Origin of the sequence: Methanoregula sp., assembly GCF_050010295.1 — an archaeon.
Classification (GTDB): domain Archaea; phylum Halobacteriota; class Methanomicrobia; order Methanomicrobiales; family Methanospirillaceae; genus Methanoregula.
Map to the genome: position 1 here is coordinate 82,492 of NZ_JBEKLH010000004.1, position 13,020 is coordinate 95,511.

11 protein-coding genes and 1 tRNA gene are annotated in these 13,020 nt (G+C 46.0%); 8 read left to right on the top strand and 4 right to left on the bottom strand.

What is annotated here, in order from left to right; all coding sequences use genetic code 11:
- Window positions 1-412 precede the first annotated feature (412 nt).
- The 5 genes from ABSB80_RS06385 to ABSB80_RS06405 all read left to right on the top strand — a co-directional run bounded on the left by ABSB80_RS06385 (window position 413) and on the right by ABSB80_RS06405 (window position 6,327).
- A complete protein-coding gene (locus ABSB80_RS06385) occupies window positions 413-1,183 on the top strand; it encodes a hypothetical protein (protein ID WP_428369307.1) in 771 nt (256 codons plus the stop codon).
- A 95-nt stretch (window positions 1,184-1,278) separates the two neighbouring features.
- Window positions 1,279-1,350: transfer RNA gene (locus ABSB80_RS06390), tRNA-Arg, on the top strand.
- A gap of 69 nt (window positions 1,351-1,419) precedes the next feature.
- Entirely contained in the window at window positions 1,420-2,661 is a 1,242-nt protein-coding gene (locus ABSB80_RS06395; RefSeq protein WP_428369309.1) for a site-specific integrase, read from the top strand.
- Window positions 2,662-4,620: 1,959 nt separating this feature from the next.
- The gene (locus ABSB80_RS06400; protein ID WP_428369311.1) at window positions 4,621-5,109 is read left to right on the top strand and encodes a hypothetical protein; all 489 of its coding nucleotides are present in this window, start codon (window positions 4,621-4,623) and stop codon (window positions 5,107-5,109) included.
- 654 nt (window positions 5,110-5,763) lie between these two features.
- A complete protein-coding gene (locus ABSB80_RS06405; RefSeq protein ID WP_428369312.1) occupies window positions 5,764-6,327 on the top strand; it encodes a toll/interleukin-1 receptor domain-containing protein in 564 nt (187 codons plus the stop codon).
- Between the two features lie 89 nt (window positions 6,328-6,416).
- Here the strand turns inward: ABSB80_RS06405 and ABSB80_RS06410 are convergent, their stop codons facing one another.
- Window positions 6,417-6,581 carry a hypothetical protein gene (locus tag ABSB80_RS06410; RefSeq protein WP_428369314.1) on the bottom strand — a complete coding sequence of 55 codons (165 nt, stop codon included), beginning with the start codon at window positions 6,579-6,581 and terminating at the stop codon, window positions 6,417-6,419.
- A gap of 577 nt (window positions 6,582-7,158) precedes the next feature.
- Here ABSB80_RS06410 and ABSB80_RS06415 point away from each other — a divergent pair.
- Window positions 7,159-7,689 (top strand): ATP-binding protein, encoded by a 531-nt coding sequence (locus tag ABSB80_RS06415; protein WP_428369316.1) that lies wholly within the window; start codon window positions 7,159-7,161, stop codon window positions 7,687-7,689.
- Between the two features lie 500 nt (window positions 7,690-8,189).
- Here ABSB80_RS06415 and ABSB80_RS06420 read toward each other — a convergent pair whose 3' ends face one another.
- Window positions 8,190-8,444, bottom strand: coding sequence for a ribbon-helix-helix domain-containing protein (locus ABSB80_RS06420; protein WP_428369318.1), 255 nt, complete (start codon window positions 8,442-8,444; stop codon window positions 8,190-8,192).
- A 956-nt stretch (window positions 8,445-9,400) separates the two neighbouring features.
- Here ABSB80_RS06420 and ABSB80_RS06425 point away from each other — a divergent pair.
- Window positions 9,401-10,618, top strand: a complete 1,218-nt coding sequence (locus ABSB80_RS06425) for an NAD(P)-dependent malic enzyme (RefSeq protein WP_428369320.1) — start codon at window positions 9,401-9,403, stop codon at window positions 10,616-10,618.
- 71 nt (window positions 10,619-10,689) lie between these two features.
- Here the strand turns inward: ABSB80_RS06425 and ABSB80_RS06430 are convergent, their stop codons facing one another.
- Both ABSB80_RS06430 and ABSB80_RS06435 read right to left on the bottom strand, forming a co-directional pair.
- Window positions 10,690-10,950, bottom strand: a complete 261-nt coding sequence (locus ABSB80_RS06430; RefSeq protein WP_428369322.1) for a hypothetical protein — start codon at window positions 10,948-10,950, stop codon at window positions 10,690-10,692.
- A complete protein-coding gene (locus tag ABSB80_RS06435; protein WP_428369324.1) occupies window positions 10,947-11,414 on the bottom strand; it encodes a thioredoxin family protein in 468 nt (155 codons plus the stop codon). The genes ABSB80_RS06430 and ABSB80_RS06435 overlap by 4 nt, the downstream gene beginning before the upstream one ends.
- Window positions 11,415-11,586: 172 nt before the next feature.
- On the opposite strand from ABSB80_RS06435, the gene ABSB80_RS06440 reads away from it, so the two are divergent.
- Entirely contained in the window at window positions 11,587-13,017 is a 1,431-nt protein-coding gene (locus ABSB80_RS06440) for an aldehyde dehydrogenase family protein (protein WP_428369326.1), read from the top strand.
- The last annotated feature ends 3 nt before the right edge of the window (window positions 13,018-13,020 follow it).

Genomic DNA, 13,020 nt, shown 5'->3' on the forward strand with positions numbered 1-13,020 from the left:
GTTGATATTACTCAGTGCTCTGAAGGTATGATTGTTTATTTGTCGACATGACATAATTATTTTTTATTGAATGAACTGACATAACGATGTCGTATTATTATTAATTTTGTTTTTTATTATCATTGCGGGTTCTTCTGGACTCGATGCCCGGATAGGCCCATGATCGTATCCTGTACTCGATAGCGATAACAGGGTCGTACGGATAAATGACCGGTATCTCAATTTTATCGGCAGGACCCGGATTGGTGTTTCAGGTAATCATATATCCTGCAAAACCGACGTACCACTCAATTTTTACAAGCATCAAGTCGTCACTCGACTCCTATAATTCATGATCGAGAAATAACCATCAAAGATGACTCTGATCGCGTTTTGTTGAAATACTTAATATCCATGAAAACCTGTACTGTGGATGATGAACATAAAATTCCTGCCCGTGGCTTTTGCAATCCTCATGCTATCCATTGCGCTGTTTTCCGGATGCGTGGCGCCGCCAAAGGATGTAGTTCCTCCAGCAGAGACCGTGACAGGAGGCGAAGGGGGGTTCTCTTCTAGCACTACAAATAGTAATGCGGGTCAGGCAAACCCGGGAATGACGATACCGGCGTTAGTTGCCCAGGCAACAGTTTACCCGACCCGGACCAGCACTCCCACCTTGTACCAGACGCAGCCGGTTTTTACCCCGGTTCCTGAAGACCAGGTCTGCCTGATCTACAAGGATAGCTTTAACATGACCTTTCAAGTCAAGACGATCGCAAAGAGTTTTGATCTCAAGAATCCGCCCATGTATATCAACTACACTCTCACCAATCCTTTCAATGTTACCGGCACGAAGATATCACAATCACAATACAACAATCAAGCAGGAAGCACGATTTCATACTCGTATTACGCGCCGTATTCCTATTTTGAGGTCACGGTCAGAAACGCAACAACCGGTGAAATTTATACCCAGGACGGGTTTGGCACCAAGTATGACCAAAACCTGAACAAGACAATCCAGATAAATACTCCTGGCCAACTGCTGATTGAGATGAAGGGATTCAACGTGACGCCCACCGTCGGTTTCTGGGTTAAACCCTCACAGAATCTCAATGAGAGTGTCGATCTTTCTACCACCGAATGCGAGACTCAGGCATATGTCAAAAGATTGAACCAGATAGGACCAATTTTTTTAACGTAATGTTCCCGGCAATGGATCAAAACCGTGAAAATAATTCTTATATGGTCAATTATTTAAGCGATGAAAACGTTTACAGTAAGGCAGGCAGTAATTGCGTCCCGGTGGGGTAGTGGACATCCTAGAAGCCTGCGGAGCTTTTGACCCGGGTTCAAGTCCCGGCCGGGGCGTCTTGTTTTGAGGTTGGAGTCCCGAAAGGACCTGTTAGCTTTTTGAATAAGTTTGCCAACACCTCTGGCATGACCCAGAAGGATAGGCATGCACCAACCAGCCAAGACCGTGCATTCCATATCCTGCGGCCTGGCGCGGCAGAGAAATATCTTCAGAACGCTCTTAAAGAAAAATCCATTTCGCCGGAAGATGGAAAGTACATCGTCGAATTTGTCAACGAACTGCGATCTTCGAATACGATCGGCAAAAGTCGCGCGCTCAAGATTATCTCGGTTCTTGTAAACTGGCGACGGATGATTCCCGAGTATAAAGATAGTAATATCGGCGATCTTTATCAGGGAATTGAGTATCTCAGGGAGTATGGCGGCTACCGTCAAAATACCGAAAGAGACTACGTCACCTTCTTAAAAAGGTTCTTCAAATGGTTGATCGAGAAGAAGTATTCATCAGTCCCGCTTGAAAAAATTGTGAAGATTAAGGCACCGGGCTGTGATCTGATGACGAAGACTGCGGCGGATCTTCTTGACGAGATGGAGATCCTTTCAATGATCAACGCTTGTCAGAACAGTCGCGATCGCGCGCTGATCAGCGTGCTATATGAAGGCGCATTCCGCATTATGGAACTTGCTACCCTGAAATGGAGTCAGGTGAAATTTGACGAGTATGGAGCAGTGATCAACGTTGATGAGAAGACCGGACGTCCACGATACATCCGACTCATCAGCTCGGTTCAATATCTCGCTGCTTGGATGAAGGATTTTCCCTATGAGCCTCAAGGAGATGCCTTGGTTTTCATCACTGCCAAACACCGCCCGCTCCAATATGAGGGTGTGAATGTGCAATTGAAGAAAATTGCACGCCGTGCAAATGTCAAGAAACGTGTGACACCGCACCTGTTCCGTCATTCCAGAATCACCCATCTACATCGTAAGGGATTCTCTGAAGCGGCACTGAAGATGATGGCCTGGGGCCACCTGGGAACCCGGATGATGGCGGTTTACTCCCATTTGACCGGCGGTGACATTGATGCCGAGGTCCTGCGCATGAACGGAATTCAACGGTCTCCCCCTGCCGGCAATAAGACCATGCAAGTCATGCAGTGCAAAAACTGCATGATATTCAACGAACCCGGTTCAAAATTTTGTGGCCACTGCGGGTTGCCACTGAGTGAAAAAGAACAACGGTCTATGAACCAGATTGTCAAGGAGATCGAGTGCCATCCCTTGTATCTTATGCTAATGGAAGAGATGAAAAAGAAGATCGTAGAACTCGATGGACAGCCGGATGCCAATCAGTCCGCGCGTTTGTAATTTTTTAGAGAGTCGAAATTCAATATTTATATTTATATACTTTGCATTAAATCCTTCGCATATTGTATATAAACATTACTCAAATAATGCATTATTTCATGCATGATTTTCCTTGGCAATTTTTAATCGAAAACAAGAATAGAGGCCATATTCAGGGTTATTTGCCTTAACTGTGATGAGAAATGTTCTTATAGTCCTAAAAAGCACATTTCTTTATGAGGTCTTCCCAGATAATAACCAACGAGCAATATATTCATCTCCCGTCTGTGATTCACCGACTGATCGTCGATACACTTGTCGAGAGAGGAGAATGGAAGCTAGTAAAAGAACCTGCAAAGAAGGAAAAGGAAAAAAAATGATGGTTCAATTGGGTTATCTGCAGAATAGTCCAGGTGATCCCTGATGGGTACTTCGTTGAAAGGTATGGGTGTATTTCGTAAAGAACTGCTCATCCAAATCATCGAGAAATTTGGCCGGAAGTCCTTTACCTACAAGGAGGCGTCTACGATACCGGGATTCTCTCGTGCAGTGTTCATGAATCTTTATACAGACGGTTTACTCAAGAAAACTTCGAAGGGACTGCCGCTCCAGTATAGTATTGCATCAACACCGATCAGGAGTCGGAAGGAGCAAAATTCACCCCCATTGAAGGTCGGATCTGATATCACATTCCACGCGATTTCCGAGAGAGGAGGGGGGGTTATGTAGCGGTATTGTCGAAATTTGAAAAACGTGATTTCTTCGTTGTAATGAGGCAAGACATCCGTTAATTGCAAGTGTACAGCCATACGAGAACCAGATTTGGAATAATCAGGTAACAAAACATGACCAAAACAGAATCTGGGGAGGCCCGTTCTAGCCTTCTAACCGAACAGAGCACTCCCGAGGAAAATTCTTCTCTTTCAGAAGAGAAGAAGGTATCGCAAGTGAATAATTTCTCGAATCGAGGAAGGAAACGGTTCATTTTGGATTGTGAAGAGAATCCCGATGGATCATTCTCACGCTGCAATCTCGTTCCACTTAATGAGAGGAAACAACCGTTACCCTCTATTGATCAGGAGAAAGACTCAGTTACGACTTCGACTGAATCTCAGCCGGAAAAGGTGTCTGAAAACCAATGTACACCTCGTAAATGCAAGATTCCATCCTCAATCAGAAAAAGGATATCGCAGGAGATTGCCGTTCCGACTGAGGGTGATAAAAACCAAACATAATTTTTTTTATTTTATTCGAATCGAAATTTATCATTTGGTTCTCAAAGTTTTTCAATAAGAGTTTTGAAATATGATTCCTTTTTTCAGATGAGAAGAACAGTAATCTCTTTCTCGATACTTACTTTTTTTATTGTTAAAACAAAAACGAGGAGCTGTGACGGTTCAATATGGAGAGGATAGCGGACCTAAAACAGGAGAAGACGGATATCTTCGATATATCGGCGAGGCAGCCAGGCAGATAGTGATGCACTGCCATTGTTACGTGATCCCACGGTATGATTGGGGATATCCAGAATGCGAGGGAGGGGGTGCGGGGTATTGTGTCGGGGAGGAAGGCGGAGGGGGGAGGAGGAATTGACTTCTCGATGGATTGCCTTTACACTTCATGCCTGGTATCATGTCATCGCTGTAAGCACGAGTGGACGTATATGGGATTACGTCTCGCAAGCTTGGAACGATCACGGAAGCCGGTTCACATTCAGTGTCCGAGAAGCCATAACCGGGTAAAGATGGATGTGAAGAACGCTGTATAACAATAACATGCACCGCCCGCGCACGATTCATAAGAAATTGATCTTAAGTGCAAAGGAAACGCGGTGGTGTGCGTCCGGAGTGCATCAAAAAAGGGCTCTGTTCACTTGTTGAAGGATCGAATATTTTTTCAGGGATGGGAAAGTTGATGATCCTGTAATAAGTTAACAGAACCCCAAAAAGTTTAAATTTTATAATCCTCTTTCTTCTACCTATGGCTGAGGAAGTAAACCCTGCCGGCATCACTATTTCGTGCAGTGCTGCCGCGTCGATGATGGGAATTGCTGTTGCCGTCATTATTTTTATTGCGTCCTTCTGGAAGGACCAGCCGCTTACGCTCAGTATTCTCTTATTATACGCCTTTTACGTCTTGGCAATCATTTTCTTTTTGTTTGCGACCGAATTTTTTAACCTGGCGTCCTGGTCGAAGGATTTTTCTCACTTATCGGACACGATAGGATCGGTACTTTACGGGCTAGGACTCGGCTGGATAATTCTCGGCTTAAGCATGACCTTTAAAGTACTGGTTCAAAGTTCATTTCTTGCCCTGCTGACCCTTGCATTGTATTTAATCGGATTCGTCGTTTATTATGTGGTACGCTGGAGACTGACCAAAGAACCGTACTATAAAGAACGTATCATCGCCCGTGCATTCATCTTCATTCAGATTTTCGCAGGATTCTTCTTGCTGGTGTATTTATAGAGAGATAAATATTTATCGTAGAATGGCATGAGTTGAATCATGACAAACGGTGGACCTCCGGCGCCACAATATCCGGCTCAAAAGGTTCCCAAAGCAGGGAAAAAAAAGAAGAAAAATCCCAAAAAAACTCTGTAGGGAACCGGATAGGGAAAAGGGACAGTATCTCCCACGGACCATCGCTCGAAAAAGCACGGGAACGGGTACGGGAGATCGGGATCCAAAACGTCACCTTTACTCAGGTAGATGTCTGCATGCCGGTTACGGTGCTGTTGCGTAGCGGGACTTAAAGGAAATGATATCGTCGTGACCAATCAATATTGACTATTTAAACGTCCCGACAACGCAACAGAACCTACAGGATAGCAGGACGTTCTATCTTCTCAATTGGGCAGACTATGATTTATTACAACCAGGGATGGTTGTTCAATTCATCATAGTAGGAACGGAAAACAATTATTTCGGTCTACAATATGATTTGTCAGGTATCAACATTCTTTCATATGGATATCAACCGCTTTACTATTATCGTGGCGCGCGTGCTCAACCATATTACAGACGGTAATCTCTTTTTTTTTATTTAAATCGAATTCAATATGGATATTGGATTTCCCAATTAATTTATCCCTTCTCACGAAATAATATCTGACCAATTAGATGTCACAAATATTTATTTCACATAGTCAAAAAGATGATGCTATTATAGCACTATTTGCAAAAGCATTCGGTTCTACTCATGTAAAGCATGTTTTTATGGAATATGAGAAAATCATGCTTGGTCGAGAAATCATGCCACAGGAAATTCAAATGAATATAAAGAATTCAATGGCATGTTTTGTAATCTTAAGCGAGAACGTTAATACGATAAAACATACCCGAGATTGGATAGTCGCTGAGTCAAGTCTCGCGTATCAACTCGGTAAAGATATTTGGATTTTCGAGCCTAACTCAGATCTTGGAAAAATTGATGTTATAATTCCGTTTTTTACCCATATTGCTCCATTCGATATATGCGATGAAGCATATGTATTCATTCGAAATATTATTGAATCATATGAGGGTAGTACATTTTTAGGAGCGGTTAGTGGAAATAAAAAAAAGCGACCCAGGGGAATCAAGACTCAGTGTTTTAATTGCCATAGATCATTTCAGGTATACATTAGATATGGATCTGTATTTCGATGCCCGGGGTGCAATCAACATTTACAAATAAATAAGTGAGATCAACCCCGCGCTTCATCTGGCAGCATCATCTTACATTCCGGGCAGTACTGCCATAGGATTATTTGCCATCTATTTTCTTGAGATTTTCATCCTCCCAAACGATCGCCAGCACGTCCATATTTTTTAATATATTCCGGTCGCTTCGGAATCCAACCTTCCTTTATCGCTTGTCGTGCAAGTTTGGAATCGATTTCTCCTCCGGTACGATCCATTTCTTCACAAATATCTCTTGCCTTGGTTTTTCGTCCCATGATAAAAGATATATTGTCTATTAATAAAAGTATCCTATTGGTGTTAGTATTCCTCCTCCAGCAAGAGAACTATCGGGGCAAAAGTTTTGGGAATTGATCGATCACATAGAAACGCAGATGGATAAATCACGAGAGTTGTATTTTGGAACAACATTGGATTTTATTAAATGGAACACTGCTTTTGCTGTTGCCGCAATTCTTTGGTTTGGAAATTATCTGATAAATACCACAACTAGTTTGAATTTTAATCAGTGGGTTGCTGCTATAATTATATTGGGTTTTTTTGTTGGATCTATTTTATGGTCAGTCGTAATTTTTTATTTTGTGTCGAAATACTTCAATAAATATTGGGTCTTATGTTCACGATGGCGAGAAAGCGTAATGTGTAGTACTCCCCCAATGGATGACGCTTCCAGAGTTTTACAAAGCGAAGTGATTACGGAAATTAGGAATCATTATCAAAATTTACCGGAGGAAGCAAAGAGTTTTGATAGAATTTTATTCTTTCAGTGGATATTATTTTGTTTGGGACTAGGAAGTCTCGCCGGTTTTATTGTCTGTATTAAATAAATTTATATTGGCACATTTTCACTTTGCCTCTACCACAGCATTATCTGGGTCTCCGGTCCGGATGATGCGTGGTATCTTCATACAGCTTTCTTTACATCCCTCTTCACTCGGTTATGGCATCGTAGATTTTTGTACTACTTTTCAAAAGAACTTTAATATTGTTTATGCAGGAACGGGAACCGGAAAAACAACTTTTTTGGATGCAATATCTTGGTGCTTATATGGAAAGGAACCTCATAAAAAACTACCAAGAGAGACTTTATTGAATAAAATTACCGATAAAGAACTAAAGACTAGAGATACCGCTGATGTAATTGTTGAAATCGTTCTTGGTGAAGATGATGATAATTTGGATTTCCATTTTCAAAGACGATTATCCTTCATTAAAAACAAAGAAGGTAGCACAGTCCTTCTTCACCACCCAATCTCGTCCGGCACAAACATGATAAACCCATCCTGGCCGCTATTCCTAATAACTATTCACTCGCAACTGATGCGAATCCTTCGCCTTCGAGCTTTTTACCGGTGGACTTTTTAACACTCTATCTCACGTGAAATCATCCTCCTAACACACAATTGGGAAATCCCACCCAGCCCATGATAATTCACATTAGAGATCATCGTGTATGTTTCCTAGTTCCGCATTGTGTTTGTCGCTGTTGTTCAGCAATCACCGCTTCCTCAAGTATCCTGCTGATTTACAAGGGCATCCAACCACTTTTTTTTATTAAATGTGCTCTCAAAAAGGTATTTCAAAATTACGATCGCTGAGGGTATGAGAAAATACGGAGAGATACGGATAAACTACGGTAATACCTGCGTTGTCCATATGTCCGTGCATGAGTGGGAAAAATGCCTTCAAAAATTGCTGAGTGTCACTGCAAGAGCATAAATACACAAGCCCTGTATGAATGGAACTTTGGTGCACTATCGTGACTTTACTAGTGTGTACATGAATTAAAAACCCTCGATAATCCAACAGAACCAAATTATAAATTGATTTTTCTGATTTTTTTATTAATTTAAGGAATAAGTCCCTTATCGTTTCTTCTCAATAGTTTTTGTAATCAGATTTTTTATCCATTTCTCGCCCTCATCAGAAGTTAACCATTCCATCGCCTGATTTTTAGGAGTGTTATAGTGGTTCTCGAAAAATGATCGTAATGCCGCTGTAATTATGTCATTTCTTGATGCATATTCGCCATTTTCAATCGAGGCATTGATTTTCAGTAAAAGATCATGAGGGCATTTATACGAAATTTGCTCTTTTGGTTTTCCTTTAATGACCGGCATTACATTAACAACGCAAGAAAATTTTAATTAATTTTGTAATTCTCAAGAGATTCTAGAGAACCTTTTTATCTTCAGATGTCCAAGGTGGGATTAGTAGAATGATTGAGGGACATTCTCTTGATGATTCCTAGATGGCGGCATCTAGCGCTGGATCCCAAAACGGATGTACTGCTCTGTCAGTCACCGCGACATTCGCCAGATAGCAGCAACCAGGTTACCCAAGGAACCGATCTTTTTGCCCATAAGGCACTAAACGGAGTGTTACATTACTATATCCGCCACTGGTCGCTAAAGCAGGGTGAATCTAACATTTGTGAGCTTATCAGTCAGGGCACTGCCAGAGAATTCATTCTGGAGTATTCAATTCAAACCAGAGATGGCGGGATCACGGATTCAGAACTGAACCGGATTCTGGAATATTTCCCAAGCATTTTTAATGAAGATACCTGAATAGATCTGCCGGCTTCTAATATGTTGTCAGTTGATATGGAATTTTTTTAGATGAAAATCGGAAATCAGCAGTTAACTTTCCCCCCCAATACAAAACTTTTTTTCTTTATCCGGCGATCTCTTTGGTAGAACCCATGGAGGTTCAAATTTTATGGAAAAACGTTGGAATGGCATGAATTCCAACCTCGACAAAGTCCCCTCGGCCGGGGCGTCTTGTTTTAAAACTTCTGGAACCGTGTCTGTTCCCTTTTATATTTCCGAACTATCAGAGGATCTGGTTGACGTAAAGGGATGCGTAGACGCAGCTGACGATGGCAGGCTGATTGACTAAGTTATACTGTAATGTATATAGTTGTTCATCCTTGCCTTATAATCTTCTTCACGACCCGACAGATAATCGCAGACATTGGTACAGTGCCGGGACCATTGCCCTATAGCATTACTCCTGTCCTACCACTAACTTCTTTACCTGTCCCGACATTTTCTCGTACAGGAGAAGAATCCGGTTGCAGTTTTCACCAGGAAGTGACGAGATCTATGCTGAAGCGCTTGCCCTGCATGCAAAGCACCGTGGAAAACTTGAGATCCGCCCGAAAGTCCCGTTGAGGGATAAGGCCGACCTTTCCCGGGCATATACGCCGGGCGTTGCCGAAGTGTGCCGGGAGATCATGAAAGACAGGAACCTCGCCTATAAGTATACGCTTAAAGCGAATACCATTGCGATAGTCACCGACGGCTCTGCCGTTCTCGGTCTCGGGAACATCGGGGGGTACGCAGCGATCCCGGTCATGGAGGGAAAAGCGATCCTTTTCAAGGAGTTTGCCGGTGTCGATGCATTCCCGATCTGTTTCGAGAGCTATGAGACCGATTTTACTGACCAGGTAAAAAATATTGCACCGGTCTTCGGCGGCATCAACCTTGAGGATATTGCAGCCCCGAAATGTTTTGAGGTCGAGGACGCGCTTCAGGACATCGGGATACCGGTGATGCATGACGACCAACACGGCACTGCGGTTGTTGTCCTCGCAGCACTTCTGAATGCCTGCAAAGTCACCGGCAAAAAATACCCTGATCTGAATATCGTGATCTGTGGCGCCGGGGCGGCAGGTTTTGCAATCACCCGGCTGCTGAAATGTATCGGGTATAACCCGAATGTATGTACAACGGTCAACGAGATCATCGTCTGCGACACCAAGGGGACCATCTTCCGGGGACGTGAAGGCCTTTACAAGAACAAGTACAAGTTTATCATAGCCGAAGAGACCAATAAGCCGGCTCTCTGCGGGTCTCTTGCTGACGCGATGAGAGGTGCAGACGTCTTTATCGGCGTTTCTGCCCCGGATGTCCTCTCTGAAGAGATGGTCAGGTCGATGAACAAGGATGCCATCGTATTCGCCATGGCAAATCCGGTTCCCGAGATCTGGCCGGACGCTGCCAGGCACGCAGGGGCTGTTGTAGTAGGGACCGGGAGAAGCGATTTCCCCAACCAGATCAACAACGTTCTCGCTTTCCCGGGGATCTTCCGCGGTGCTCTCGATGCCCGTGCGACCCGTATCACGGATGAGATGAAGATCGTAGCAGCGCATGCAATTGCGGAGTATGTACAAAAACCCCGCCACGACCGGATCCTTCCCAACATCCTTGACAAGGGTGTGACGCAGGCCGTTGCAAAAGCCGTGTCAGAAGCGGCAATACTGTGCGGCTGCAGCCGGAACCTCGACTGAAAAAGGTCAGCAGACCTCCATCTCGTACCGCGGGCTGCCCTCACCTCCTTTCTGACAGAGATCGTGGTACATCATCCTAGGTCCTCGCAACCGGGCAATTCCCGCAGGAACATCCCCGGTCCTCCGAGAGACAGGGCCGGTTTTACCGGAGATACAAAGAAGAGTTCGCCATTTTCCTTTGCAGGCAGGGTGTACGAAGGACATTGCGGACAGGTACAGTGAATACCTTCATCATCGGTTGCCCGGATACGTTCTTCACCCGTCTTCTCCCGGACGGATTCAGGCCATTGCTGAAATGCATCCGGGATGCCCGCCACCCTGAACGCATTCATCCATATCCGGTGATCTCGTAATCGATGGATGTTGATCTCTTCGCGCATTCCTTGCCATGCACCAGCACTTCATCCACCATCTTTTTCAGAATCGCCGGATAAACGGCGCCGACCATCTCCTGCACGGGCTTGCCGTCACAGAAGAACTTGAACGTGGGGGTGCTTCGCACGCCGTACCGTTCGGCAGTCCACGGGCTGGTCATGACGTTCAGGCGGATAAAGACAACGGTGTCGCGGTATTCGGCAGCATAATTCCTGAAATACGGTTCTATCTGGCGACAGAACGCGCAGCCGGGGGAATAGAACATCACGGCAACGGGTTTTGCAGATTTCTCAACGGACTTCTCCCAGGTAAGATCTGAAGCTTCAGGAAGTAATTCCGGTGGAGATTGTTCTGCCGGGACGGCCGGTATCAGCGGCGACGGTCCGGGTGTTGCCGGGAACTCCTCAGGATTATCTGGCATCGCTTCTCAGGCAGACATCAGAGTCTGCCAAGAAATAGTTTTGCGTAAGGAATGATTCCACGACGGCAATACCGTAGGGATGACCCAGGAAACCGCTCCGGAATGGTGCTATTGTATGTTTTTTAACGTTCAGGTCAATATGAAAATACAGGAAGGGGAGGGTGACGGACATATGCAGATGAGGATTGGCGGAACCGGAACAGGCTCGCTTGACGGGACATCGATAGAAGTAAAAAATCCAGCGACCGGTGAACTGGTTGACCGGGTTCCCTTTGGGTCTTCTGAAGACGTGAACCGGGCGGTTGAGGTAGCAGAGGCAGCATTTGCCGGCTGGAAACAGAAAACCACTAGGGAACGGGGGATGATCCTCTTCCGTGCCGCAGGGGTCGTGCGCGAGCGGCACCGCGATGTCGCCCGTCTCCTTACAACCGAACAGGGAAAGCCGCTGAAAGAATCGATCGATGAAGTGCGGGGGTTTGCCGGCATCCTTGAATTCTACGCCGGTATATCTGCCCACCAGACCGGAGAGCTGTCCCGTCTCGGCCCGGCGGGGGACTGCCTCGTCACCCGGGAACCACTCGGTGTCTGCGGGGCCATCATTCCCTGGAATATGCCGGTGATAATCATGGGCTGGAAAGTGGGACCCGCCCTGCTTGCCGGAAATACCCTCGTGGTCAAACCGGCATCGTCAACACCCCTCGCAAACCTCACCCTGGCAGGGATTCTTGAGGAAAGCGGTCTTCCGCCGGGAGTACTCAACGTCGTTACCGGGTGGGGAGAGACGGTCGGGGAAGCCCTCGTCCGGCACCCGCTTGTGCGGAAGATCTCGTTTACCGGCAACAGCGAGACCGGTGGGAAGATACGGGCACTCGCTGCGGCCCACCCAAAAGAGCTGACACTCGAACTGGGGGGTTCGGATCCCATGATCGTTATGGACGATGCCCATATTGACAAGGCAGTGGAAGGAGCGATCAGGGGCAGATTCTACAACGCCGGGCAGACCTGTACTGCAGTCAAGCGCCTGTACGTCCACGAAAAGGTTTCCGGGACGTTTCTCCGGAAACTGAAATCCCGCATCGATGCATTGAATGTCGGCAACGGCCTTGGCCCGAAAACGGAGATGGGGCCCCTGAACAGTGCGGTCCAGCGGGAACGCATCGCCCGGCTGGTTGAAGAAACCCATGAGAATAATGACGGCACCGTCCTTTCCGGTGGCTGCCCCCTCACGGGAAAAGCGTATGAAGCGGGATTTTTTTACCGCCCGACTCTGGTTTCTGACGTCTCCGGGCGTTCACGGCTTCTGACGGAGGAAGTATTCGGCCCGGTCCTGCCAGTCATGACGGTACCGGACCTCGACGCCGCTATCCAGGAAGCCAATACCACCCGGTTCGGCCTCGGGGCCTCAGTCTGGACTGCCAATATCCATACCGTCCGGAAAGTATTCGACAACGTGCATGCCGGGATCATCTGGGTCAACCGCCACCTCACGGTTCCCCCGGAGATTCCGTTCGGGGGCGTGAGCGAAAGCGGCATTGGCAGGGAAAACGGAAGCCACGCGCTCGAGCAGTATTCCCGGACCAAGACCCTGTTCCTGGGCTGGTAAAAG

Bases quoted from the DNA above. Each gene is read 5' to 3' on its own strand.
- ABSB80_RS06385 (WP_428369307.1), top strand. From the start codon at position 413: ATGATGAACATAAAATTCCTGCCCGTGGCTTTTGCAATCCTCATGCTA.
- ABSB80_RS06395 (WP_428369309.1), top strand. From the start codon at position 1,420: ATGACCCAGAAGGATAGGCATGCACCAACCAGCCAAGACCGTGCATTC.
- ABSB80_RS06400 (WP_428369311.1), top strand. From the start codon at position 4,621: ATGGCTGAGGAAGTAAACCCTGCCGGCATCACTATTTCGTGCAGTGCT.
- ABSB80_RS06405 (WP_428369312.1), top strand. From the start codon at position 5,764: ATGTCACAAATATTTATTTCACATAGTCAAAAAGATGATGCTATTATA.
- ABSB80_RS06410 (WP_428369314.1), bottom strand. From the start codon at position 6,581: ATGGGACGAAAAACCAAGGCAAGAGATATTTGTGAAGAAATGGATCGT.
- ABSB80_RS06420 (WP_428369318.1), bottom strand. From the start codon at position 8,444: ATGCCGGTCATTAAAGGAAAACCAAAAGAGCAAATTTCGTATAAATGC.
- ABSB80_RS06430 (WP_428369322.1), bottom strand. From the start codon at position 10,950: ATGAATGCGTTCAGGGTGGCGGGCATCCCGGATGCATTTCAGCAATGG.
- ABSB80_RS06435 (WP_428369324.1), bottom strand. From the start codon at position 11,414: ATGCCAGATAATCCTGAGGAGTTCCCGGCAACACCCGGACCGTCGCCG.
- ABSB80_RS06440 (WP_428369326.1), top strand. From the start codon at position 11,587: ATGCAGATGAGGATTGGCGGAACCGGAACAGGCTCGCTTGACGGGACA.